The 23,547-nt window shown below is 65.6% G+C and carries 28 protein-coding genes; 13 read left to right on the top strand and 15 right to left on the bottom strand.

What is annotated here, in order from left to right:
• Positions 1-29 precede the first annotated feature (29 nt).
• Positions 30-719, bottom strand: a complete 690-nt coding sequence (gene phoB / locus SD196_RS26660) for a phosphate regulon transcriptional regulator PhoB (RefSeq protein ID WP_275609290.1) — start codon at positions 717-719, stop codon at positions 30-32.
• A 281-nt stretch (positions 720-1,000) separates the two neighbouring features.
• Between phoB and SD196_RS26655 the strand changes: the two genes are divergently transcribed.
• The gene (locus SD196_RS26655) at positions 1,001-1,369 is read left to right on the top strand and encodes a hypothetical protein (RefSeq protein ID WP_275609289.1); all 369 of its coding nucleotides are present in this window, start codon (positions 1,001-1,003) and stop codon (positions 1,367-1,369) included.
• A gap of 108 nt (positions 1,370-1,477) precedes the next feature.
• Here SD196_RS26655 and ubiA read toward each other — a convergent pair whose 3' ends face one another.
• On the bottom strand, positions 1,478-2,368 hold the full coding sequence (gene ubiA, locus SD196_RS26650; RefSeq protein ID WP_343578123.1) for a 4-hydroxybenzoate octaprenyltransferase: 891 nt from the start codon (positions 2,366-2,368) through the stop codon (positions 1,478-1,480).
• 26 nt (positions 2,369-2,394) lie between these two features.
• Entirely contained in the window at positions 2,395-2,949 is a 555-nt protein-coding gene (locus tag SD196_RS26645) for a chorismate--pyruvate lyase family protein (RefSeq protein WP_275609287.1), read from the bottom strand.
• A gap of 208 nt (positions 2,950-3,157) precedes the next feature.
• Here SD196_RS26645 and SD196_RS26640 point away from each other — a divergent pair, with 208 nt between their 5' ends.
• The 5 genes from SD196_RS26640 to SD196_RS26620 all read left to right on the top strand — a co-directional run bounded on the left by SD196_RS26640 (position 3,158) and on the right by SD196_RS26620 (position 6,063).
• Positions 3,158-3,325, top strand: a complete 168-nt coding sequence (locus SD196_RS26640; RefSeq protein ID WP_015479573.1) for a rubredoxin — start codon at positions 3,158-3,160, stop codon at positions 3,323-3,325.
• Positions 3,326-3,523: 198 nt separating this feature from the next.
• Positions 3,524-3,691 (top strand): rubredoxin, encoded by a 168-nt coding sequence (locus SD196_RS26635; RefSeq protein ID WP_275609286.1) that lies wholly within the window; start codon positions 3,524-3,526, stop codon positions 3,689-3,691.
• A 206-nt stretch (positions 3,692-3,897) separates the two neighbouring features.
• Positions 3,898-5,052, top strand: a complete 1,155-nt coding sequence (locus SD196_RS26630; RefSeq protein WP_331319556.1) for an NAD(P)/FAD-dependent oxidoreductase — start codon at positions 3,898-3,900, stop codon at positions 5,050-5,052.
• A 202-nt stretch (positions 5,053-5,254) separates the two neighbouring features.
• Complete coding sequence (locus tag SD196_RS26625; protein ID WP_009614168.1) at positions 5,255-5,527, top strand: HU family DNA-binding protein; 273 nt, start codon at positions 5,255-5,257, stop codon at positions 5,525-5,527.
• A gap of 134 nt (positions 5,528-5,661) precedes the next feature.
• Entirely contained in the window at positions 5,662-6,063 is a 402-nt protein-coding gene (locus SD196_RS26620) for a helicase (protein WP_343578122.1), read from the top strand.
• A 57-nt stretch (positions 6,064-6,120) separates the two neighbouring features.
• Here SD196_RS26620 and SD196_RS26615 read toward each other — a convergent pair whose 3' ends face one another.
• From SD196_RS26615 to oxyR, 3 genes are all read right to left on the bottom strand, one after another.
• Positions 6,121-7,527 carry an aminoacyl-tRNA deacylase and HDOD domain-containing protein gene (locus tag SD196_RS26615; RefSeq protein ID WP_343578121.1) on the bottom strand — a complete coding sequence of 469 codons (1,407 nt, stop codon included), beginning with the start codon at positions 7,525-7,527 and terminating at the stop codon, positions 6,121-6,123.
• A gap of 91 nt (positions 7,528-7,618) precedes the next feature.
• Positions 7,619-9,694: an ATP-dependent DNA helicase RecG gene (gene recG, locus SD196_RS26610; RefSeq protein ID WP_275609282.1), complete on the bottom strand. Its 2,076-nt coding sequence runs from the start codon at positions 9,692-9,694 to the stop codon at positions 7,619-7,621.
• Entirely contained in the window at positions 9,691-10,623 is a 933-nt protein-coding gene (gene oxyR / locus SD196_RS26605) for an oxidative stress transcriptional regulator OxyR (RefSeq protein WP_275609281.1), read from the bottom strand. Before oxyR ends, recG begins: the two co-directional genes overlap by 4 nt.
• A 93-nt stretch (positions 10,624-10,716) precedes the next feature.
• Here oxyR and SD196_RS26600 point away from each other — a divergent pair, with 93 nt between their 5' ends.
• The 3 genes from SD196_RS26600 to SD196_RS26590 all read left to right on the top strand — a co-directional run bounded on the left by SD196_RS26600 (position 10,717) and on the right by SD196_RS26590 (position 13,078).
• Positions 10,717-11,586, top strand: coding sequence for an NAD-dependent epimerase/dehydratase family protein (locus tag SD196_RS26600; protein WP_331319558.1), 870 nt, complete (start codon positions 10,717-10,719; stop codon positions 11,584-11,586).
• A 1-nt stretch (position 11,587) separates the two neighbouring features.
• A complete protein-coding gene (locus SD196_RS26595) occupies positions 11,588-12,388 on the top strand; it encodes an AraC family transcriptional regulator (protein ID WP_343578120.1) in 801 nt (266 codons plus the stop codon).
• A 66-nt stretch (positions 12,389-12,454) separates the two neighbouring features.
• Entirely contained in the window at positions 12,455-13,078 is a 624-nt protein-coding gene (locus SD196_RS26590; protein WP_343578119.1) for a LysE family translocator, read from the top strand.
• Between the two features lie 160 nt (positions 13,079-13,238).
• On the opposite strand, the gene SD196_RS26585 is transcribed toward SD196_RS26590, so the two are convergent.
• From SD196_RS26585 to SD196_RS26560, 6 genes are all read right to left on the bottom strand, one after another.
• Complete coding sequence (locus tag SD196_RS26585; protein WP_343578118.1) at positions 13,239-13,973, bottom strand: hypothetical protein; 735 nt, start codon at positions 13,971-13,973, stop codon at positions 13,239-13,241.
• A gap of 60 nt (positions 13,974-14,033) precedes the next feature.
• Positions 14,034-14,414, bottom strand: coding sequence for a RidA family protein (locus SD196_RS26580; RefSeq protein WP_152227352.1), 381 nt, complete (start codon positions 14,412-14,414; stop codon positions 14,034-14,036).
• Positions 14,415-14,434: 20 nt separating this feature from the next.
• The gene (gene spoT / locus SD196_RS26575; protein ID WP_275609276.1) at positions 14,435-16,546 is read right to left on the bottom strand and encodes a bifunctional GTP diphosphokinase/guanosine-3',5'-bis pyrophosphate 3'-pyrophosphohydrolase; all 2,112 of its coding nucleotides are present in this window, start codon (positions 16,544-16,546) and stop codon (positions 14,435-14,437) included.
• 60 nt (positions 16,547-16,606) lie between these two features.
• Positions 16,607-16,873, bottom strand: coding sequence for a DNA-directed RNA polymerase subunit omega (rpoZ, locus tag SD196_RS26570; RefSeq protein ID WP_043256481.1), 267 nt, complete (start codon positions 16,871-16,873; stop codon positions 16,607-16,609).
• Positions 16,874-16,972: 99 nt separating this feature from the next.
• Positions 16,973-17,584 carry a guanylate kinase gene (gene gmk, locus SD196_RS26565; protein ID WP_275609275.1) on the bottom strand — a complete coding sequence of 204 codons (612 nt, stop codon included), beginning with the start codon at positions 17,582-17,584 and terminating at the stop codon, positions 16,973-16,975.
• Positions 17,585-17,634: 50 nt separating this feature from the next.
• Positions 17,635-18,498, bottom strand: a complete 864-nt coding sequence (locus tag SD196_RS26560; protein WP_275609274.1) for a YicC/YloC family endoribonuclease — start codon at positions 18,496-18,498, stop codon at positions 17,635-17,637.
• 196 nt (positions 18,499-18,694) lie between these two features.
• Here SD196_RS26560 and rph point away from each other — a divergent pair, with 196 nt between their 5' ends.
• Together rph and SD196_RS26550 are read left to right on the top strand one after the other, a co-directional pair.
• On the top strand, positions 18,695-19,414 hold the full coding sequence (gene rph, locus SD196_RS26555; protein WP_275609273.1) for a ribonuclease PH: 720 nt from the start codon (positions 18,695-18,697) through the stop codon (positions 19,412-19,414).
• A gap of 58 nt (positions 19,415-19,472) precedes the next feature.
• Positions 19,473-19,844 (top strand): DUF4870 domain-containing protein, encoded by a 372-nt coding sequence (locus SD196_RS26550; protein WP_275609272.1) that lies wholly within the window; start codon positions 19,473-19,475, stop codon positions 19,842-19,844.
• Positions 19,845-19,922: 78 nt separating this feature from the next.
• Here SD196_RS26550 and SD196_RS26545 read toward each other — a convergent pair whose 3' ends face one another.
• On the bottom strand, positions 19,923-20,702 hold the full coding sequence (locus SD196_RS26545) for an exodeoxyribonuclease III (protein ID WP_275609271.1): 780 nt from the start codon (positions 20,700-20,702) through the stop codon (positions 19,923-19,925).
• An 81-nt stretch (positions 20,703-20,783) separates the two neighbouring features.
• On the opposite strand from SD196_RS26545, the gene pyrE reads away from it, so the two are divergent.
• Both pyrE and SD196_RS26535 read left to right on the top strand, forming a co-directional pair.
• Positions 20,784-21,425 (top strand): orotate phosphoribosyltransferase, encoded by a 642-nt coding sequence (gene pyrE / locus SD196_RS26540; RefSeq protein WP_275609270.1) that lies wholly within the window; start codon positions 20,784-20,786, stop codon positions 21,423-21,425.
• A gap of 67 nt (positions 21,426-21,492) precedes the next feature.
• Positions 21,493-22,062 carry a DUF4124 domain-containing protein gene (locus tag SD196_RS26535; RefSeq protein ID WP_275609269.1) on the top strand — a complete coding sequence of 190 codons (570 nt, stop codon included), beginning with the start codon at positions 21,493-21,495 and terminating at the stop codon, positions 22,060-22,062.
• A 10-nt stretch (positions 22,063-22,072) separates the two neighbouring features.
• Here the strand turns inward: SD196_RS26535 and SD196_RS26530 are convergent, their stop codons facing one another.
• Both SD196_RS26530 and argB read right to left on the bottom strand, forming a co-directional pair.
• Entirely contained in the window at positions 22,073-22,519 is a 447-nt protein-coding gene (locus SD196_RS26530; RefSeq protein ID WP_275609268.1) for an acyl-CoA thioesterase, read from the bottom strand.
• 110 nt (positions 22,520-22,629) lie between these two features.
• Entirely contained in the window at positions 22,630-23,535 is a 906-nt protein-coding gene (argB, locus tag SD196_RS26525) for an acetylglutamate kinase (RefSeq protein WP_275609267.1), read from the bottom strand.
• Between the last annotated feature and the right edge of the window lie 12 nt (positions 23,536-23,547).

Here is a 23,547-nt window from a genome sequence, read left to right as displayed (position 1 = left end):
TGCTGCGTCATCAGACCCTCTGGGCCTGATCAGCTTTTGGTCGAGAAACGATAGCCGGTGCCGCGCACGGTCTGAACTAGATTTTCGTAGACCTCGCCCAGGGCCTTGCGCAGGCGGCGGATGTGCACGTCGACGGTACGTTCTTCCACGTAGACGTTGCCGCCCCAGACCTGGTCCAGCAGTTGGCCGCGGGTGTAGGCGCGCTCCTGGTGGGTCATGAAGAACTGCAGCAGGCGGTATTCGGTCGGGCCCATCTCGGCCGGCTTGCCGTCGATGGTCACGCGATGGCTGATCGGGTCGAGCATCAGGCCGCCGACTTCGATCGGCGTCTCGCTGTCGCCGGCGCCGGTGCGGCGCAGCACGGCTTTCAGTCGGGCCACCAGCTCGCGCGGGGAGAAGGGCTTGGTGATGTAGTCGTCGGCGCCGACTTCCAGGCCCTGGATCTTGTTGTCCTCTTCGCCCTTGGCGGTGAGCATGATGATCGGGATACCCGAAGTCAGCTCGTCGCGCTTGAGGCGGCGGGCCAGTTCGATGCCGGAAGTGCCCGGCAGCATCCAGTCGAGCAGGATCAGGTCCGGCTTGCGGTCGACGATCACCGCGTGGGCCTGCTGGGCACTGTCGGCCTCAAGGCATTCGTAGCCGGCCATCTCCAGGGCCACGGCGATCATTTCCCGGATCGGAGCTTCGTCATCGACGATGAGGATTGTCTTGCCAACCATGCTGGTGCCTCAGGAATTTTCGTATTGCGCCGCATTAGATAACGGAATTATTTCAGGGATGTGACATGGGAATGTTAGCCGGGCCTCGTCGTAGAGCGCTCGTCTATGCTGAATCAGCGGCCGCGATTTCCGCTTGCGGCCGGCAGGCAATGCACCGGCCCGGTCGGCGGTGCGGCTGGCGCTGCGGCGCCGGCATGCCGCGATGACGGTTGCGAGTGCGTAGTCGACGTCGCCCTTGCGATAACACCCGCGCCGTTCCACCTCACCAGAGGAGACACGCGATGAAGAGGTTGCTCCCGGCCCTTGCCTTTGGGCTGGCCCTCCCGGCGATGGCCGTGCTGGCGGCCGAGCCGGCGATGGAAAAGAACGGCATGATGGTCGATGCCAAAGGCATGACGCTGTACACCTTCGACCAGGACAGCGGTGGCAAGTCGATGTGCAACGGTGGCTGCGCGCAGAACTGGCCGCCGCTGAAGGCCGCCGCCGACGCCAAGGCCATGGACGACTGGACGCTGGTCAAGCGCGATGATGGCAGCATGCAGTGGGCGTACTACGGCAAGCCGCTGTACACCTTCATTCAGGACAAGAAGCCGGGCGACATGAACGGCGAAGGGAAGATGGGCGTCTGGCACATGGCCAAGCCGCAGTAGCTCCAGCCGCTCGGTAGAGAGCTCTTGTAGGAGCGAGCTTGCTCGCGAACCCATGTCCCGTTGCCGGGGTTCATTCGCGAGCAGGCTCGCTCCTGCGCAGGGCTGGCCTCAGCGCAGCGCGTAATCCAGTACCGTACTGAGGAAGATCGCCAGCCCCGCCCAGTGGTTGTGCAGGAAGGCCTTGAAGCATTTCATCGGCTCGCGGTCCCGGGTGGAGTGGAACTGCCAGGCGAAGCAGCCCGCCGCCACGGCCAGGCCCAGGTAGTAATACAGGTGCATCGCCAGCTTGTTGCCGGCCAGGATCAACAGCAGGAGCATCAGGCCCTGCAGGGTCAGGTTGATCGCCCGGTCGGCGTCGCCGAAGAGGATCGCCGTGGACTTCATGCCCATCTTCAGGTCGTCCTCGCGGTCGGTCATCGCGTAGTAGGTGTCGTAGGCCACAGTCCACAGCACATTGGCGAAGAACAGCAGCCAGGCCGCCGCCGGCAGCGTGCCGCCCGCCGCGGTGAAGGCCATGGGGATGCCCCAGGAGAAGGCCGCGCCCAGCACCACCTGCGGGTAGTAGGTGTAGCGCTTCATGAACGGGTAGAGCGCTGCGATCGCCGCGCCGCCGAAGGACAGCCAGATGGTCTGCGCGTTGGTGCACAGCACCAGCAGGAAGCTCAAACCCAGCAGTACGAAGAAGGTGATCCAGGCTTCGCGCACGGTGATCTTGCCGGTGGCCAGCGGGCGGGCCTTGGTGCGCTCGACATGGCCGTCGAGCTTGCGGTCGGCGAAGTCGTTGATCACGCAGCCGGCGGCGCGCATCAGCACGGTGCCGACGACGAAGATCAGCAGGTTCTTCGCGCTGGGCACGCCGCCGCTGGCCATCCACAGCGCCCACAGGGTGGGCCACAGCAGCAGGTAGATGCCGATCGGCTTGTCCATGCGCGTCAGCTGGAGGAAGTCCCAGGCGCGGGGGTGCAGGCGGGCGAGGGGTTTGATCAGGGCGACGAACATGGCGGCCTCCGGAAACGATCCGGGGATTATACGGACTGTTCTTCCAGCCGGTGCCAGAGCGTGGGCAGGAATACTTCGGCGACCAGTACGCCGAGGCCGTCGCGGCTGAACAGCGAGCGGCGCCCCCAGGGACGCTCGACGCGCACGTCGGCGGGCAGGCAGGCGGCCGGATAGCGGCACACTTCGATGGGGCCGCGGTGGAAGGCGCGGTCGCTGAACAGCAGTTCGCCCAGGGAGCGGCTGCCGAGCAGGCGCAGGTCGAAGCCGGAGCCTTCCAGCGCGTGGTGCGCGGCGACGCTGCGGGCGAACACCCAGGGCTGGCCGTGGCCCTTGAGGTACACCTCACGAACCCAGCCCAGGCTGCCGTCGGCTACGCCCAGGGCGGTGCATTCGTCCGCGCGCATCCGGTGCCAGCCCTCGGCCAGCGGTTGCACTGCGAAGCCGCCGTCGGACAGTGCGGTCAGCCGGCGCGTCAGCGAACCCTCGTCGAACAGCCAGTCCAGAACCTGGGCGGAAGGCGCGGGATGCAACTGGGCGGCGGAGAGCCAGCGGGGCGGGTGGGACAGGGCTGCGTCGGGCACGGTGATGACTGCGGGTGACCAGGGACGCGGCAGCTTAACATGGCGGCTTTGCGCGGCCGATTGTGTTCTCTGCAAGAGTGCTTTACGCCATACCCCACCAAAGGTTTGGCCGGTCGGTCGGTACTTGCGCGCCGGCCCCATCGCCAGTACAAAGCCGGACATTGGATGCACTGACGTCCAAGCGACAAGAACACGAGGGTGAGAGCCGATGAAGAAGTGGCAGTGTGTGGTGTGTGGCCTGATCTATGACGAAACCAAGGGCTGGCCGGAAGAGGGCATCGCCGCCGGTACCCGCTGGGAAGACGTGCCGGAAGACTGGCTGTGCCCGGATTGCGGCGTGGGCAAGCTGGACTTCGAGATGATCGAAATCGGCTGATCCCATCTGGATGGATTCCCGCGACGGCGGCCTTCGGGTCGCCGTCTGCGTTTGTGGCTCCGGCAGGGCCGTGCCTGGCGGCGTAAACTGGAAAAGCGCCGGGTTGGCCCAGCTGACGACCCCCGGCGGCGCTGCCGCCGTTGGCCAGTGCGCGCAAATTCGTTAGCTTCACCGGGCAATCGCAGGAGGGCTTGGCCGATGCGCAAATGGCAATGCGTGATCTGTGGCTTCATCTATGACGAGGCGCTGGGGCTGCCGGACGAGGGCATCGCGCCGGGTACCCGCTGGGAAGACATTCCCGCGGACTGGGTGTGTCCGGACTGCGGCACGGGCAAGATCGATTTCGAGATGATCGAGATCTCCTGAGAACCCATCCATGACCTGGTTGCGCGTCGGCATAACTGCGTTGGAAACGACCTCGAGATGCTCATGTACTGAAGTACATTCCGCTCCCTCGCTCGTTTCCGCCTTGTTCTGCTCCAGCTCGCCAGGTCCTGAATGGATTCTTGATATCGGAAACCAACTTGCGACGGCCTTGACCGCCGTGGCGTCTTTACGAGGTGGAGAGAGCAATGAGTGACAACGCACCGCTGGTGATCATCGGTACGGGCCTGGCCGGCTACAACCTGGCGCGCGAGTGGCGCAAGCTCGATGGCGAGACGCCGCTGTTGCTGATCACTGCCGACGACGGCCGCTCCTACTCCAAGCCGATGCTCTCCACCGGGTTCTCCAAGGACAAGGACGCCGACGGCCTGGCCATGGCCGAACCGGGCGCCATGGCCGACCAGCTCAAGGCGCGCATCCTCACCCACACTCGCGTCACCGGTATCGATCCGGGCCACCGGCGCATCTGGATCGGCGAAGAGGAAATCCGCTACCGCGACCTGGTGCTGGCCTGGGGGGCGGACACCATTCGCGTGCCGGTGGAAGGTGACGCCCAGGACCTGATCTTCCCGATCAACGACCTGGAAGACTACGCGCGCTTCCGCAGCGCGGTGGCCGGCAAGCGCCGTGTGCTGCTGCTGGGTGCCGGGCTGATCGGCTGCGAGTTCGCCAACGACCTCTCCAGTGGCGGTTTCCAGATCGAGGTGGTGGCGCCCTGCGAGCAGGTGATGCCCGGCCTGCTCCACCCAGCCGCCGCCCAGGCGGTGCAGCAAGGGCTGGAAAGCCTCGGCGTACGCTTCCACCTCGGACCGGTGCTGAATCGCCTGGTGCGCGCGGGCGATGCCCTGGAAGCGCACCTGTCCGACGGCAGCGTGATTGCCTGCGACCTGGTGGTTTCCGCCGTGGGCCTGCGTCCGCGCATCGACCTGGCCGCCGCCGCAGGGCTGGACGTCAATCGCGGCGTGATGGTCAACCGCGAGCTGCGTACCTCCCACGCCAACATCTATGCCCTGGGCGACTGCGCCGAGGTCGATGGCCTGAACCTGCTCTACGTGATGCCGCTGATGTCCTGCGCCCGTGCGCTGGCGCAGACCCTGGCGGGCAAGTCGACCACCGTGGCCTATGGCCCGATGCCGGTGACTGTGAAGACTCCGGTGTGCCCGCTGGTGGTGTCGCCGCCGCCGCGCGGCAGCGAGGGCGAATGGCAGGTGGAAGGCTCTGGCGCGGACCTCAAGGTGCTTTATCGGGATACCGCCGGTCGTTTGCTCGGTTATGCCCTGACCGGGGCGGCTGTCGGCGAAAAGCTCTCGCTTAACAAAGAGTTGCCGGCCCTGTTGGCGTAAAAGCCCTCTTTGGCGACGGTTTTACTGTGGGAATGTGCTCCAAAATTGTCAGACGATACTGGCGCGCCTGCGTGCGGCGTGCCATTCTCCCCCCGTCTGCCGCAGCCTAGAGCCTGTACGGCAAGCCTGCGGTGCCTTGGGCGCTGTTGGGAAGACAGCACGGACACAACAACAACAAACCGTCAAAGAGGCATCTATATCTATGCGTAAACCAGAACTGGCCGCCGCCATCGCCGAAAAGGCCGACCTCACCAAAGAACAAGCCAACAAGGTGCTGAATGCGCTGCTGGATGAAATCACTGGCGCGCTCAACCGCAAGGACAGCGTTACCCTTGTCGGTTTTGGTACCTTCATCCAGCGCCACCGTGGCGCCCGTACCGGCAAGAATCCGCAAACCGGCCAACCGGTAAAGATCAAAGCCAGCAACACCGTTGCCTTCAAACCCGGCAAGGCACTCAAAGACGCAGTCAACTGATCGCTCGCAGCCCGGAGCCAGAGCGGCTCCGGGTCGCCCCTCCGGTTACATAAACCCACCAAAAGATCGGATGTAGTCCCTTTTCACAGTGGCTACAATGCGCAGACTTTTGTCTCGAAAATCGAGGTTTGTGCATGAAATTTCGTCTTCTGCTGTGGTTGCTCGGGCGCATGATGGCCAAGGCCAGCCGCGAGAATCCGGCATTCCAGAAGCAACTGGAAGGCAAGGACCTGGTGTTCCAACTGCACACCCTCGACGGCAAGGTTGCCCGCCACTACATCGTCAAGGACCTGCGCGTCAGTGCCCGTCGCGGTACCCATCCGCAGCCGGCCTTCGCCCTCGGCTTCAGGGATGGCGCCTACGGCTTCGCAACCATGACCTCGAAGAACCCGCAGCTGGCGTTCATGCAGGGCATCCAGAACAAGGACATCCAGATCCAGGGCAACCCGGGCCTGGTGATCTGGTTCCAGGGACTGGTGAAGTACCTCAAGCCAAAGAAGAAAGCGGCACCGGCCAGCGATAAGAAGGCCGCCTGAGCCATTTCGCACCATGAAAAAAGGCCCCGGATGGGGCCTTTTTCATTTCAGCTGCGCTCAGTGCGGCGCGTTGAACTGGCTGGCCAGCTCGCGCAACGCGGCTTCGGCGTCCAGCACCTTGCGCACCGCGTCCTCGGCCTTGTCGCGGCTGATGTTCAGGCGCTCCAGCAGGTCCTGCGGAATGCCTGTCTCCGGGCCGCCGCCGATGCCATTGTTGCGCAGCAGGCGGGTCGCCAGGCACACCAGGTTGGCGTAGGTCGCGCAGTCGCCAGCGTAGCTGGGGTCGTGCTGGAAGCGCAGGGCGGTGTAGATCTCTTCCGGCATGTCCCAGGTGCGCATCAGCCAGGCGCCGATCTGTTCGCGGGTAATGCCCAGCAGGTGCTGCTCGACCAGGTTGTGTTCGACGTGCGGGTTCACTTCCAGGTGGCGGCAGATCAGCGAGAAATGCGGCGGGAAGATGTGCGCCAGCACCAGGTAGCCGATGCTGTGCAGCAGCCCGCCGAGGTAGGTCAGGCCGGCCTCCGGGCGCTCGGTGCGCGGGATGGCACGGGTCAGGCCCTCGATCACCGCGGCGGTGTAGATCGCCTGGTGCCAGTAGGGCGTGGCGTGCTGCGGCTGGTCCTTGGGCAGGCTCAGGGTCTTGCCCAGGGCGAGGCCCAGGGCCAGGTTGATCACCAGGTCAAAGCCCAGCACGCGGACGATGGCGTCTTCCACCGAGCGGATCTTGCCGGGGGCGGCGTAGTAGGGCGAGGCGGCCCAGCTGACCACCTGGGCGGCCAGCGCCGGGTCGGTTTCCACCACGCCGGTGATGTCGTCCACCGTGGCGTTGGGATCGACGCGCAGCTTGATGATCTTCTGTGCGGTTTCCGGCAGCGGCGGAATCTCGATGGTTTCCTCGAGGCGCTGCTGGATGCGCCGGGCGGTGAAGGCCTGCACGGCCTGGGTGATTTCGTCGCGGTCGTCGTCCGGGCGGTCGAGGTTCGGCCGGATGGCCTCCAGCGGAACGCCGAAGCGTGCGGCGCTGGCCTTCTCCAGCAGGCCGCGGAAGGCCGGGGTGGCGATCTCCAGCAGGACGCCGGCGGTGCCGGATTCGATCAGCAGCTGCGGTTCCTGCAGCAGGCGGTCGTCATACAGGCAGGGCGAGCTGGTCAGCGGCGGCAGCGCCGGCAGGCGGCTGAGCTGGTGTTTGCCGAGCATGCGCTCCATGCGTTCGGGCTTGACCGCCACCAGCTTGCGACCGGTCAACTCGGCCAGGCGATTGAGGTCGAGCAGTTGGCTCTGCGGGAACAACACCAGCAGCGTGCCGACGCTGTCTTCCAGCAGGCCTGCCTGGATGCGTCGAGTGCTGGACAGGGACGGGACGTCGCTGACCTCGCGATAGGCAATCCCCAGCTTGTCGAGCTGCTGCAGGATGACCTCGGGGGCCCGCGATGAGGCGGAAGTGGCGCGTGCGGCGTCGCTCATGAATGTGATCCGGTTATCAACGGCTGGGTCGGAGTATAACCAGCCAGTCAGCGTGACCGCGCAGTCAGCCGACCGGCGAGAGTGAACTGGATCACACTTGCCCGTATTGCTGGCCGTGGCGCAGCCAGCGCGCCAGCAAGGGGCTGACCGATTGCGGCCAGTGCGCCAGCAGCGCCTGCGCCGCGTCGCGCACGGCCGGCAGCAGGTCGGCGTCGCGCATCAGGTCGGCGACCTTGAATTGCAGCAGGCCTGTCTGGCGGGTGCCGAGCATTTCACCGGGGCCGCGCAGTTCCAGGTCCTTCTCGGCGATGACGAAGCCGTCGCAGGTCTCGCGCATGATCCCCAGGCGCTCGCGGCCGATCTGTGACAGCGGCGGGTGGTAGAGCAGCACGCAGTGGCTCGCCGCGCTGCCCCGGCCGACGCGGCCGCGCAGCTGGTGGAGCTGGGCCAGGCCGAGGCGCTCGGGGTTCTCGATGATCATCAGGCTGGCGTTGGGCACGTCCACGCCGACCTCGATCACGGTGGTGGCGACCAGCAGTTGCAGCATGCCTTCCTTGAAGGCTTCCATCACCACGGCCTTGTCTGCCGGCTTCATGCGCCCGTGGATCAGGCCGACGCGCAGCTCGCCCAGCGCCGAGGAGAGTTCCTCGTAGGTGGTTTCAGCCGCCTGGCAGGTCAGCTCTTCGGACTCCTCGATCAGCGTGCACACCCAGTAGGCTTGGCGGCCTTCCTGGCAGGCGGCGCGGACCCGCTCGATCACTTCGATGCGGCGGCTGTCGGCCACCAGCACGGTATTCACCGGTGTGCGGCCGGGCGGCAGCTCGTCGAGGATCGAGGTATCCAGGTCGGCGTAAGCGCTCATCGCCAGGGTCCGCGGGATGGGCGTGGCGGTCATGATCAACTGGTGCGGGCAGAGCCGGCCGTCCACGCCCTTCTGGCGCAGGGCGAGGCGCTGCTGCACGCCGAAGCGGTGCTGTTCGTCGATGATCACCAGGGCCAGGCGCTTGAACTTCACTTCGTCCTGGAACAGCGCATGGGTGCCGACGATCATCGGTACGCCGCTGGCGATCTGCTCCAGCGCGCTGGCGCGGGCCTTGCCCTTGAGCTTGCCGGCCAGCCATGCGACCTCGATGCCCAGCGGCTGCAGCCACTTGCTGAAGTTGAGGAAGTGCTGCTCGGCGAGAATTTCGGTCGGCGCCATCAGCGCCACCTGGTAGCCGGCCTCCAGCGCCTGCAGGGCCGCAAGGGCAGCGACCACGGTCTTGCCGGCGCCCACATCACCCTGCACGAGGCGCAGCATGGGTTCGGGTTGGGCGAGGTCGTAAGCGATTTCCGCGCCGACCCGTTGCTGCGCGCCGGTGGGCTTGAAGCCGAGATTCTTCAGGTACAGCGCCGGCAGGCGCTTGGCCGGCGGCAGCTGCGGTGCCGCCTGGGAGCGCACGCTTTCGCGCAGGCGTTGCAGCGACAGCTGATGGGTCAGCAGCTCCTCAAAGGCGAGGCGGTGCTGGGCCCAGTGACGGCCTTCGGCGAGCTCTTCCAGGTCAGCGTCCGGCGGCGGCCGGTGCAGGTAGCGGATGGCTTCGTCCAGCGGGCCCAGGCGGTAGTCGCGGGCCAGCTCCGCCGGCAGCCAGTCCGGCAGACTTGAGGGCCCCAGGCGCTGCAGTGTCTGCTCGCTGAGCTGGCGCAGGCGCTGTTGGGTGAGGCCTTCGGTGGTCGGGTAGATCGGCGTCAGCGTCTGCTCCACCGGCGCGGCGACGGTATCGGTGAGCGAGCGGTATTCGGGGTGGTAAATCTCCAGGCCCGAGGCGCCGGGGCGCGCTTCCCCGTAGCAGCGCAGGTGCGTGCCACGCTTGAGGTTTTCCTTCTGCGCCTGGCTGAAGTGGTAGAAGCGCAGGCTCAGGGTGCCGGTGCCGTCCTGCAGACGCACCAGCAGGCTGCGGCGCTTGCCCATCACCACGTCAGCGCCGGAGACCACGCCTTCGACCACCGCATCCTGCCCCGGACGCAGCGCACCAATGGGCGTGATACGGGTACGGTCCTGGTAGCGCAGCGGCAGGTGGAAAAGGATGTCCTGGAGGTTCTCCAGGCCGACCTTCGCCAGCTTCTCTTCCAGCGCGGCGCCCACGCCCTTGAGCGCGGTGACCGGGACGTTCGACAGCTCGGTCATGCCGGCTCGGCTTCACCCTTGACGGTCGGCTTGGCGACCGAACACAGGCGGATCGAGTCCGCCAGCACCTCGATGGCGCGCGGCCGCGGGAAGCTGGCGCGCCAGGCGATGGCGACGGTACGGAAGGGGACCGGCGCGGTGAACGGGCGAACTTCGATCACGCCGGGCGCGTAGTGGTGGCTGTCCACGGCGGAGAACGGCAGCACCGACACGCCCAGGCCCGAGGCGACCATGTGGCGAATGGTTTCCAGCGAACTGGATTCCACCGTGGTGTGCTTGTTCTCGTCGCCCTTGCGGGTGGTCGGGCAGGCTTCCAGCACCTGGTCGCGGAAGCAGTGGCCCTCGCCGAGCAGCAACAGGCTCTTGTCGTTGAGCAGTTCGGCGTCGATGGATTTTTTCGCCGTCCAGGCGTGGTCGGCGGGCATCAGTACGTAGAACGGTTCGTCGAACAGCGGCAGGGTCAGCACGTCGGCTTCCTGGAACGGCAGGGCGATGATGATCGCGTCCAGTTCGCCGGTGCGCAGCTTGTCGCGCAGGATGTGGGTGAAGTTTTCCTCGATGTACAGCGGCATCTGCGGGGCGACCCGGTGCAGCTGCGGAATCAAGTGCGGGAACAGGTACGGGCCGATGGTGTAGATGGCCCCGACCTTCAGCGGCGAGGTCAGCTGGTTCTTGCCGGCCTGGGCCAGTTCACGGATACCCTGGGCCTGCTCCAGCACCTTCTGCGCCTGCGCCACGATGCCTTCACCGACCGGAGTCAGGCGCACCGCGCTCTTGCTGCGTTCGAAGATCAGCACGCCGAGCTCGTCTTCCAGCTTCTTCACGCCCACCGACAGGGTCGGCTGGCTGACGTGGCAGCGCTCGGCGGCGCGGCCGAAATGTTGCTCCTGGGCAAGCGTGACGATGTAGCGCAGTTCGGTAAGGGTCATGGCATTGAATCCGTTGAGGTGGCCCAAGCATAGCGGCTGCACCGCCGCGAACCAACCGCGCTAAACTCCCAGACCCGATTCACGGAGCCCAGCATGAGCACGAACACCTTCCCAAGCCTGATGATCGTCGGTTGCGGCGACGTCGGCAGCCGTCTGGGACGCCAACTGGCCGCGCGCGACTGGCGCGTCCATGGTCTGCGCCGCAACATCGCCGCATTGCCCTTCGAGGTGCTGCCGGTGTCCGGCGATCTGGCCCAGCTCGAATGCCCGGACACCTGGCCGGTGGGCAAGCTGGATTACCTGGTGTTCTGCGCCGCCGCGACCCAGCATGATGAAGCCGGCTACCGCGCCGCCTACGTCGAAGGCCTGCGCAACACCCTCGGCTGGCTGCGGCAGCGCGGGCAATTGCCCAGACGCCTGCTGTTCGTCTCCAGCAGTGGCGTGTACGCCCAGCGCGAGGGCGAGTGGATCGACGAGAACTCCCCGGCCGAAGCGCAGAGCTACTCCGGCAGCGTGATGCTCGAAGCCGAGCGGCTGGCGCTTCAGAGCGGTATCCCCGCCAGCGTCGTGCGCCTGACCGGCATCTACGGTCCCGGCCGCGAATGGCTGCTCAAGCAGGTGCGCGAGGGTTACCGGGTGGCTAGCGAACCGCCGCTGTATGCCAACCGTATTCACGCCGAAGATGCCGCCGGCCTGCTGGCTCATCTCCTGGAGGCCGACCGCAGCGGCGTGGCGCTGGAAGACTGCTACCTCGGCGTCGACAACGATCCCGCTGCGCTGCACGAGGTGGTCGCCTGGCTGCGCGAGCAACTGGGCGTGACCCAGTGGTCCGAAGAGCAAGCCGTGCGCCGTGCCGGCAGCAAGCGCTGCAGCAACGCCCGCGCCCGTGCACTGGGCTGGGAGCCACGCTACCCGAGCTTCCGCGAAGGCTACGCGGCCATCCTGGCCGGCAAGCAGGACTGAGATGGACGCCAACCGGCTGCTGGCGCGCCCCTGGTTGCCGGGGGTGGAGTTGTTCCATGCGGACTTCTCCGGGCAGCCGTTCGGCCGCCACAGCCACGATGCCTTCGCCATCGGCGCCATCCTGCAGGGCGCCGGCGGCTACCAGTGCCGCGGTGCGCACCATGTGCTGCCCGCCGGCACCCTGTCGCTGATGAACCCGGAGGAGCCGCACACCGGCAATGCCGAGTCCGAGCGGCTGGTTTACCGCATGCTCTACATCGAGGAGTCGCGCCTGCTGCCGCTGCTCGGACGCAAGCAGTTGCCGCGCGGTTTCCAGACGCTCAACCCGAACGACGACGGGCAAGTGGCAGAGGCGCTGCGACGCGTGGCGACGGAGTTCGAGCGCAACGACGCGCTGGCGCTGGAAAGCGAATTGCTGGCGTTGCTGGAGCTGGTATTCGTCCGCCACGGCGGCATGCGTCCGACTGCTTCGGCGGCTCGCGACGGCAGTGTGACGGCGAAGCTGCGCGATTACCTGGAGGCGCATTACCGCGACGCGGTCAGCCTCGAAACGCTGGCCGAACTGCTGCAGCGCCATCCGCGCCATCTGATCGAAGCCTTTCGCAATGCCTATGGCGTGCCGCCGCACACCTACCTGCTGCAGCGACGCATCCGTGAGGCCAAGCGCCTGCTGGTGGCCGGCGAGAAGCCGCTGGACGTCGCGCTGGCGCTGGGCTTCTACGACCAGGCGCACTTCTCCGGCACCTTCCGCCGCTTCACCGGCGTCACTCCCGGACGCTTCCTGCGCTCCACGCGCACCTGAGTTTCTTCCAAGACTGCCCGAGGCTGGCCCTTCCAGACTGCGCGACGCCGCATTCGGGAGATCGCCATGTTCGCTGCCTTCGCGCTGGTCGCCAGCACTCACTTCGCCGCCCTGCTGTCGCCGGGGCCGGATTTCTTCCTGCTGATCCGCGCCGGGCTGTTGCGCGGGCGCCGTCATGCGGATGGCTGTGCAGCCGGAATCGCCCTGGCCAATCTGGCGAGCATGCTGCTGGTGCTGTTCGTCCTTGGCCTGTTGCCGAACGTGGCGAGCCACGGGCTGCGGGTGGTGCAGCTGCTGGGCGGCGCCTACTTCGTCTGGCTCGGTGCACAAGCGCTGCTGGCGCGGCGGGAGCTGGAAATTCCTACGGAGCTTGGCCAGCAGCGGGCCGGAGGATTTCTGCGCGGGGTACGCGAGGGCTTTCTGGCCAGCAGCCTGAATCCGAAGCTGCCGATCTTCTACACCGGGTTGTTCGGCGTGCTCGGACAGTTCCATCTGCCCGGTTGGGCACTGGGTGTCTGCGTGTTGTGGATGGGCGCGGTGGTGCTGCTGTGGGATATGTTGCTGGTGCGCCTGCTGGATCGGCCGCGCTGGCGCGGCTGGCTGAAGCGTCGGGTGACGGCGCTGGACCGCTTGTGCGGCGGCCTGCTGCTGGCGCTGGGGGGGTGGTTGCTATGGAGCGGCCTGCGCTGAGCGCCTGCATACGATCTGCTGCGCGTCGGCGGAGGGCGTTGGAAAGTGCCCTCAGATGCTCATTTACAGCCGTAAACTCCGCTCTTCGGGCACTTTCCGCCTACTCCAGCGCTAGCTCGCGAGATCGTAAGCAGGCGCTGAGGCTGCCCGCTCGCCCGGATCAGTCGCGCTCCAGCGTCCAGACCTTGTTGCCTGGCGCGTACTGCGGCATCTCGTCGGCCTGGGCGCGGTTCACCGCTTCGAACAGCTCCAGCTTGTCGCCGTCCCGTTCGAACAGGTACTCGCGGCCCTGCTGGCCCTGTTGCAGCCAGATGCTGTCGTTGTCGCCGCTCATGGCCGCGCAGTCGCCGGCCAGGCACAGCGCGTAGCGATCGGCGCCGGGCATGCCTTCGAGACCGCCGTTGGGCAGGAACTTCACCTTGCTGCCCTTGCCCTGGCCTTCTTCGATCACCCAGGTGCCCTTGAGGTAGGCGTCGTACAGGGCGTTCTGGAAGGTGCTGCCGGCCGGGCTCTGGGCGGAGGGCTGCTGCTCGGGGCGGACGAAGCGCTGCTCGGGCCAGTTGTCGCTGCCCACCTGCACCAGCTCCTTGCCGTCCAGCTGCAGGGCTTCCTGGTTGCTGCCGTAGAAGTCGACACGGTAGTGCTTGGGGTCTTCGGCGGTCAGTTGGCCTTCGCCCAGCTCGAAGCCGTTGCTGAAGGTGGCCTGCTGGGCCTTGGTGTCCAGCTTCCACTCCAGGTTCGGACCGTAGGCCAGCAGCGCCTCGCGCAGCTTGCCACCCTTGCCGGCGGCGTCGATGGCGGCCTGGTTGACCCAGACACCGGAAGGGTCGGACGGGGTGCCGGCGCAGCCGGTGAGCAGGCCGATCAGGGCGCTCAGGATCAGGGCGCGACGCATGTTTGCTCCTTGCAGACAAGAGAACGGGGCCGCTAGGGCCCCGTGGGAATTACGTACCGCTTATTCCAGGACGACGATGGCGTCCATCTCGACCTGGGCGCCCTTCGGCAGGGCGGCAACGCCGATGGCAGCGCGGGCCGGGTAGGGCTGGGTGAAGTACTTGCCCATGATCTCGTTGACCTTGGCGAAGTGCGACAGGTCGGTGAGGAAGATGTTCAGCTTGGCCACGTCGTGCAGGTAGCCGCCGGACGCTTCGATCACGGCCTTGAGGTTCTCGAAGACCTGGACGGTCTGCTCTTCGAAGCCCTCGACCAGTTCCATGGTCTGCGGGTTCAGCGGGATCTGACCGGAGACATACACGGTGTTGCCAGCCTTGATCGCCTGGGAGTAGGTGCCAATGGCGGCCGGGGCTTTGTCGGTGTGGATAACGGTCTTGGTCATGTCGACTCCTTAGGGTGGGATCAGCTGCGCATGCGGGTGATGCGGATCACGCCCTTGAGCGCGCGCAGCTTCTTGATGACGCGGGCCAGGTGCACGCGGTCGTGCACGCTGACGACCAGCTGGACCACGCTGATGCGGCCATCGCGTTCGTCCATGCTGATCTTTTCGATATTGCCGTCGGCGGCGTTGACGCTGGTGGCGAGCAGGGCGATCAGGCCGCGCTGGTGCTCCAGTTCGACGCGCAGTTCGACGTTGAATTCGCCGGTGACATCCTTGGCCCAGCTGAGCTGAATGCATTTTTCCGGGTTGTGGCGAATCTCGCTGATGTTCTTGCAGCTCTCCAGGTGCACCACCATGCCCTTGCCGGCGGAAAGGTGGCCGACGATCGGGTCGCCCGGGATCGGCGTACAGCACTTGGCGTAGCTGAGCACCAGGCCCTCGGTACCGCGGATCGCCAGCGGCCCTTCGCTGCTCGGTGCGGCGGCCTCGCCTTCGCTGGACAGCAGGCGGCGCGCGACCACGTAGGCCATGCGGTTGCCCAGGCCGATCTCTTCGAGCAGGTCCTCGAAGACTTCCATGCGGTATTCGGCGAGCACGCCCTGGATGCGCTCCTGGGGAATCTTCTCCAGGTGGCTCTCGAAGCCGGCCAGGGTCTTGTTCAGCAGGCGCTCGCCAAGGTTGATCGACTCGGAGCGGCGCTGCAGTTTGAGCGCGTGGCGGATGTGCGTACGTGCCTTGCCGGTGACCACGAAGTTGAGCCAGGCCGGGTTCGGCCGGGTGCCCGGCGCGGTGACGATCTCCACTGTCGCGCCGCTTTGCAGCGGTTCGGACAGCGGCGCCAGACGACGGTTGATGCGGCAGGCGATGCAGCTGTTACCGACGTCGGTGTGCACCGCGTAGGCGAAGTCGACGGCCGTGGAGCCCTTGGGCAGCTCCATGATGCGGCCCTTGGGCGTGAAGACGTAGACCTCGTCCGGGAACAGGTCGATCTTCACGTTCTCGATGAATTCCAGCGAGTTGCCGGCGCGCTGCTGCAATTCGAGGATGCCCTTCACCCACTGTCGGGCGCGGGCATGGGTGCCCTTGGGCGACTCGTCCTCGCTGGACTTGTACAGCCAGTGCGCGGCGATCCCGTGGTTGGCCATCTCTTCCATCTCACGGGTGCGGATCTGGATTTCGATGGGTACGCCGTGCATGCCGAACAGCGTGGTGTGCAACGACTGGTAGCCGTTGGCCTTGGGAATCGCGATGTAATCCTTGAAGCGACCGGGGAACGGCTTGTACAGGTTGTGCACGGCGCCGAGCACGCGGTAGCAGGTGTCGACCTTGTCGACGATGATGCGGAAGGCGTAGACGTCCATGATCTCGTTGAACGCCTTGCGCTTGCCGCGCATCTTCTTGTAGATGCTGAACAGGTGCTTCTCGCGGCCCAGGACCTGACCTTCCATGCCTTCGCGGGCGAGGCAGTTGACCAGCGATTCCTGGATCTTGCCGACGATCTCGCGGCGGTTGCCACGGGCCTTCTTCACCGCCTGGCGGATGCGCTCGGAGCGCATCGGGTGCATGGCCTTGAAGCCCAGGTCCTCGAATTCCACGCGCATGCTGTGCATGCCCAGCCGGTTGGCGATGGGGGCGTAGATTTCCAGGGTTTCCTTGGCGATGCGGCGGCGCTTCTCGCCCGACAGCACTTCCAGGGTGCGCATGTTGTGCAGGCGGTCGGCCAGCTTGACCAGGATCACGCGGATGTCGCGCGCCATGGCCATGGCCATCTTCTGGAAGTTCTCGGCCTGCGCCTCGGCCTTGGACTCGAAGTTCATCTGGGTCAGCTTGCTGACCCCGTCCACCAGTTCCGAGACGGTTTCGCCGAACTGCGCGGTGAGCGCTTCCTTGGCGATGCCGGTGTCCTCGATCACGTCGTGCAGCATGGCCGCCATCAGGCTCTGATGGTCCATGTGCATGTCGGCAAGGATGTTGGCGACGGCGAGCGGGTGGGTGACGTAGGCCTCGCCGCTGCGGCGGCGCTGCCCGTCATGGGCCTGCTCGGCGTAGTAGTAGGCGCGGCGGACCAGGTTGACCTGGTCCGGGCCTAGGTAACTCGACAGTCGGTCGGCGAATGCATCTATGCCCGGCATGGGATCACCCCCTGCCGAGCAGCACGTCGCGGCGCGCCTTTTCGTCGGCCCGACATCGACTTACAGGGCCTCGTTGTTGGCCTCGTCTTCGAATGCAGCGAACAGCGGCTCTTCTTCAACCACGTCCTCCTGCTGAACGATCTCAGCATCCACGAGGCCCGAGGCGATTTCGCGCAGAGCGACGACGGTGGGCTTGTCGTTTTCCCAGGCTACCTTCGGCTCCTTGCCGCCGGTGGCCAGCTGGCGAGCGCGCTTGGTGGCGAGCATGACCAGCTCGAAACGGTTATCGACGTTGTCCAGGCAGTCTTCAACGGTGACGCGGGCCATGGTGTTCCTCGTTACGAAAATGGATGCCCGGAAATACCGGGCGGACTGAATAGTCTAAAAAATCGCCAATCTTTATGGAAGAGCCTTCGCGCTTCCCGTTCAGGCCAGCAATCGTTGCAGCAGTTCGGTGTGCCGCTGCTGCTGGGCGTCCTGGCGCAGCTGGCGAGCGCGGAAGATCGCCTTGAGGTCTTCCAGCGCATGGGCGAAATCGTCGTTGATCACCAGGTGATCGTACTCGACGTAGTGGCTCATCTCGCTGACAGCTTCCTGCATGCGTCGCTCGATTACGTCCTCGCTGTCCTGGCCACGGTTGGTCAGGCGCTGGCGCAGGGCTTCCTGGCTCGGCGGCAGGATGAAGATCGATTGCGCCTGGGGCATCAGCCGGCGCACCTGCTGCGCGCCCTGCCAGTCGATCTCGAGGATCAGGTCGAAACCTTCCTTCAGGGTCTTTTCCACCCAGCGCTGCGAGGTGCCGTACAGGTTGCCGAAGACTTCCGCGTGTTCCAGGAACTCGTCCCGTTCGAGCATTGCGGTGAAGGTGTCGCGACCGACGAAGTGGTAGTTCACGCCGTCCACTTCGCCCGGACGCATGCCACGGGTGGTGTGGGAGACGGAGACGCGCACGGCGGGCATGGCGTCGAGCAGCGCCTTGACCAGGCTGGTCTTGCCGGCGCCGGACGGGGCGGAAACGATGTACAGAGTGCCGGACATGGCGCTTTCCTGGAGTTGCGGTTGACGGTGGTAGCCGGGAAGTGCCCGGTTTACTCGATATTCTGGACCTGCTCGCGCATCTGCTCGATCAGAACCTTGAGGTTGACGGCGGCCTGGGTGGAGCGCGGGTCGAAGGCCTTCGACCCCAGAGTGTTGGCCTCGCGGTTGAGTTCCTGCATCAGGAAGTCCAGGCGACGGCCGGCGGCGCCGCCGGCCTTGAGCACGCGGCGTACCTCGGTGACGTGGGTGGTCAGGCGGTCGAGTTCTTCGGCGACATCGCTCTTCTGCGCCAGCAGGACCATTTCCTGTTCCAGACGCTGCGGGTCGAGTTCGGCCTTCATCTCGGTGAAGCGGTCGAGGATCTTCTGGCGCTGGTTGGCCAGCATTTCCGGTACCAGCTGGCGCAGGTTGGTCACCTCTTCCAGCATCGCGGCCAGACGCTCGTCGATGATCTTCGCCAGTTCGGCGCCTTCGCGGGCGCGGCCGGCCTTGAGGTCGTCGAGGGCCTGGTTGAACGCGGCCATGGCGGCGGCGTTGAGCGCCTGCGGATCGGCGACGTCGGCCACCAGCACGCCCGGCCAGGCCAGCACGGCCAGCGGATCGAGCGGGGCGGGTTGCTGGATCAGGCCGGCCACGGTCTCGGCGGCGGCGACCAGTTGCGCGGCACGCTCGCGGTCCACCTGCAGCGTCTTGCTGGCGTTTTCCTCGATGAAGCGCAGCGTGCATTCGACCTTGCCGCGCGACAGGCCCTGGCGCAGGGCTTCACGCACCGTGCCTTCGAGGTCGCGGAAGGCCTCGGGCAGGCGCAGGTTGGGTTCGAGGTAGCGGTGGTTGACCGAGCGCAGCTCCCAACTGAGCGTCCCATGGGTCCCGGCTCGCTCTACGCGGGCGAAGGCGGTCATGCTGTGCACCATGGGGCTACCTCTCTGGCTGTTCGTGACTGGAAATCTGACGCTTGCAGTCCGAAGAAAATGGGCCGACAGGTCGTCGGAAACCGGTAATTGTACCCCAGCGTGGCGCACAGCCGCACGCCGGCGGTGGTTGCGTCCGTCCGCTGGCCTCTATAATGGCGGTCATTCCCCCGCCAGCAACTCTGTACAGGATGCCTCCATGAACCGTCCCAGTGGCCGCGCCGCCGACCAACTGCGCCCGATCCGTATCACCCGCCATTACACCAAGCACGCCGAGGGCTCCGTGCTGGTCGAGTTCGGCGATACCAAGGTGATCTGCACCGTCAGCGCCGAATCCGGTGTGCCGCGCTTCCTCAAGGGCCAGGGCCAGGGTTGGCTGACCGCCGAATACGGCATGCTGCCGCGCTCCACTGGCGAGCGTAACCAGCGCGAAGCCTCGCGTGGCAAGCAGGGTGGCCGCACCCTGGAAATCCAGCGCCTGATCGGCCGCTCCCTGCGCGCCGCGCTGGACCTGACCAAGCTGGGCGAGAACACCCTGTACATCGACTGCGATGTGATCCAGGCCGACGGCGGCACCCGCACTGCCTCGATCACCGGCGCCACCGTGGCGCTGATCGACGCGCTGGCCGTGCTGAAGAAGCGTGGCGCGCTCAAGGGCAACCCGCTCAAGCAGATGGTCGCCGCCGTATCCGTGGGCATGTACCAGGGCGAGCCGGTGCTGGACCTGGACTACCTGGAAGACTCCGCCGCCGAGACCGACCTGAACGTGGTCATGACCGATGCCGGCGGTTTCATCGAAGTTCAGGGTACCGCGGAAGGCGTGCCCTTCCAGCCGGCTGAGCTGAATGCCATGCTGGAACTGGCGCAGCAGGGCCTGCGCGAACTGTTCGAACTGCAGCGCGCCGCACTGGCCGACTGAGCCGACTGAGCCGACGAACGGCGTACCCGCCCGATCTTCACGTGCAAGGAGTGAGAGGATGAGCGAAGAACTGCCGGTACAACACAGCGAACCGGGCCGCGAAGCCCGGCAATGGGCGATGTTCTGCCATTTCGCTGCCTTCCTGTGCCTGGTCTTTCCCTTCGGCAACCTGATCGGGCCGCTGATCGTCTGGCAGATCAAGCGTGAGTCGGACCCGTTCGTGGACCGTCAGGGCAAGGAGGCAATGAACTTCCAGATCACCGTGAGCCTGGCGATCGTGGTCAGTTGCCTGCTGATGCTGGTGGTGGTCGGCTTCTTCCTGCTGGGCCTGGTCAGCGTCGGTGCGCTGGTCCTGACCATCATTGCCGGGATCAAGGCCAATGAAGGGGTCGAGTACCGCTACCCCTTCACCTGGCGTCCGATCAAGTAACCGCCCCGCGGACATGAAAAAGCCGGCTCGGAGCCGGCTTTTTTCTGGCTGCATCGGATGCAGCGTACGAAATGGGCGTCAGATGCTGAGCGCCCAGTCGTAGTCCACGATCAGCGGCGCATGCTGGGAGAAGCGCGGCTGGCGCGGCAGCTTGGCGCTGCGCACGAAGCGGCGCAGGCCCGGGGTCAGCACCTGGTAGTCGAAGCGCCAGCCCAGGTTGAGCATCTCGGCCTGCTCGCTGTCCGGCCACCAGCTGTACTGGTCGCCTTCGCGATTGACCTCGCGCAGGGCATCGACATAGCCCATGGTGCCGAACACTTCATCCATCCAGCCACGCTCCGGCGCCATGAAGCCGGGCATCTGCTGGCATTCGCGCCAGTTCTTCACGTCCAGCTTCTGGTGCGCGACGTACAGCGAGCCGCAGTAGATGTATTCGCGGCGCTTGCGGCGCTGCTTGTTCAGGTACTGGGCGAAATCGTCCATGAACTTGAACTTGTGGTTCAGGTTCTCGTCCCCTTCCTGCCCGGTAGGCAGCAGGAGAGTGGCAATACTCACCTTATCGAAATCGGCTTGCAGGTAGCGCCCGTAACGATCGGCCATCTCGAAACCCAGCCCGCTTATGACGGCCTTGGGTTGCAGACGGCTATAGATTGCGACGCCACCCTGACTGGGCACTTCGGCATCGCAGGCGTACAGGAAGTAGCCGTCCAGTTGATAGGACGGGTCATCCAGATCGAAAGCGGAGGCGCGGGTATCCTGCAAGCAGATCACGTCGGCATTCTGGGCTTGCAGCCAACTGAGCAATCCACGCTCGGCTGCAGCCTGAATACCATTCACGTTCACACTGATGATCCGCATAAATGGCCCCCAAAATCACGTGTGTGTATGATACCCGAGCTCAAACGGTTTAGCTAAATTCATACCGGCCGGTTCTCTCCTATGCAGGCATATCAACGCGATTTCATCCGCTTCGCCATCGAGCGCGGCGTACTGCGCTTCGGCGAATTCACCCTCAAATCCGGGCGCACCAGTCCCTATTTCTTCAACGCCGGCCTGTTCAACACGGGCGTGGCGCTGGCCCAGCTGGGGCGTTTCTACGCCAGCGCGGTGGTCGACAGCGGCATCTCCTTCGATGTGCTGTTCGGTCCGGCCTATAAAGGCATCCCGCTGGCGGCCGCAACCGCCATCGCCCTGGCCGAACAGCACGGCCGCGACCTGCCCTGGTGCTTCAACCGCAAGGAAGCCAAGGATCACGGCGAGGGCGGCACCCTGGTCGGCGCTCCGCTGACCGGCCGCGCGCTGATCATCGATGACGTGATCACCGCTGGCACCGCCATCCGCGAGGTCATGCAGATCATCGACGCACAGGGCGCCCAGGCGGCCGGCGTACTGATCGCGCTGAACCGCCAGGAACGCGGCAAGGGCGAGCTGTCGGCGATCCAGGAGGTCGAGCGCGACTTCTCCATCCCGGTCGTCAGCATTGTGTCGCTGGAGCAAGTGCTGGAATATCTTGCAGGTGATGCACAGCTGAAACAGCACCTGGCTGCTGTCGAGGCGTATCGCGCGCAGTACGGTATCTAACCGGAACAAGGTGTCGGGCATGGCCGAGCAGGGTGCTTTGAGGGTATTGATCGGACTTCTGGGAGCCATGCTTGCGACCCAGGCGCTGGCCGTGGAGCCCAAGGGCTCTTCGGTCGAGCTGTATCGCTACGTCGACGACAAGGGCGGGATTGTCATCGACCGCCAGGGCGTGCCGTCGGAATACATTGGCAAGGGCTACGAGGTGCTCAACGATCAGGGCCGCGTGATCCGTGTGGTACCGCCGGCGCCGACGCCCGCCGAGATCCAGCAGCGCAAGGCCGATGCCGCGCGCGCCAATTCCGACGCGCAGCTGCTGCGTCTGTACACCAGCGTGAAGGATGTGGATCTCGCCCGTGACCGCAAACTGACGGAGCTGGACGCCTTGTCCAGCGTGTCCAAGGGCAACCTGCAGGCGCTCAAGTCGCAGCATGCCACCCTGCAGGCGCGGGCCGCCGACCAGGAGCGTGCCGGCCGCCAGGTGCCGGCCGAGCTGGAGGCCCAGTTGTCCGACCTGCGCGATGAGGAAAAGCGCCTGGAGCAGGACATCAACCGCTATCAGCAACTGCGCGAACAGGCTATCGCCAGCTTTGCCGCCGACCGCGCGCGGGTGGCGCAATTGCTCGGCGCTTCCCACTGAGCCTTGCGGCTCACTGCTGCGGCGTACACCGTTCGAATTCGTTGATCTTCCCGCGCAACCAGTCCGGCAAGGGCTGGCTGGTGCGGTCCTCGCCGGCATAGGCGTAGATCAGTTCACCCAGCGTCAGCAGCTGCTCGTCGCACCAGATTCCTAGCTGGAAAGTCAGGCTGCTGCGGCCCAGGCGGCTCACTCGCACACCCAGCTCCAGCCAGTCGTCGAAGTGCGCCGGCGCCAGGTATTCCAGGGTGGTTTTCACCGCGAACAGATCGCCGCCGCCGCGCAGCAGGTCGGCCGGGTAGCTCACGCCCAGGTGGCGGTAGTACTCGGTGGTGGCGACGTCGGCGTAGGTCAGGTAGTTGCCGTTGAAGACGATCCCTTGCGGGTCGACCTCCGACCAGCGCACGCGCAGGCCGTGGAAGAAGCTGAAATCGTTGCGTGAAACGGGAGACGCGGCCATGTCAGACAAACTCCTGAAGACCTGTTCGAGGCTGGGTATTCATGGCGTCTGATGAGGCCTCGAACAGGCAGAAAAACACCCGCGAGGATCGCTCCTGGCGGGTGTCTTGATCAGTGGTGCTTGCGGTTGGTGATCAGGGTGCCGACGCCGCTGTCGGTGAAAATCTCCAGCAGCACGGCGTTGGGCACGCGGCCATCGATGATGTGCGCGCTGGTCACGCCGCCCTGCACCGCTTCCAGGGCACAGCGGATCTTCGGCAGCATGCCGCCGTAGATGGTGCCGTCGGCGATCAGCGCGTTGACCTGCTCGGTGGTCAGGCCGGTGAGCACCTGGCCCTGCTTGTCCATCAGACCGGCGATGTTGGTGAGCAGCATCAGCTTCTCGGCCTTCAGCGCCTCGGCCACCTTGCCGGCCACCAGGTCAGCGTTGATGTTGTAGGACTCGCCGTTGGCGCCGACGCCGATCGGCGCGATGACCGGGATGAAGTCGCCCTGCACCAGCATGTTCAGCAGGTCGACGTTGACCCCGGTGACTTCGCCCACGTGGCCGATGTCGATGATTTCCGGCGTGGTCATTTCCGGCGTCTGGCGGGTGACGGTGAGCTTCTTCGCGCGGATCAGCTCGGCGTCCTTGCCGGTCAGGCCGATGGCGCTGCCGCCATGACGGTTGATCAGGTTGACGATGTCCTTGTTCACCTGGCCGCCGAGGACCATCTCCACCACGTCCATGGTCTGCGCGTCGGTGACGCGCATGCCATCGATGAAGTGGCTCTCGATCGACAGGCGGCTGAGCAGGTCACCGATCTGCGGCCCGCCACCATGAACCACCACCGGGTTGATGCCGACGGCTTTCATCAGCACCACGTCGCGGGCGAAGCTGTTCTTCAGCTCGTCCGTTTCCATGGCGTTGCCGCCGTACTTGATCACCAGCGTCTTGCCGACGAACCGGCGGATATAGGGCAGGGCTTCGGCAAGGACGCGGGCAACCTGGGCGGCGTCATCGCGGCTCTGGGTCATGGTGGGCTCCGG

The sequence above is a fragment of the Pseudomonas macauensis genome (assembly GCF_047902425.1).
Classification (GTDB): domain Bacteria; phylum Pseudomonadota; class Gammaproteobacteria; order Pseudomonadales; family Pseudomonadaceae; genus Pseudomonas.
Note: the sequence above shows the minus strand (reverse complement) of the source record. Positions and strands in the feature narration are given on the sequence as shown.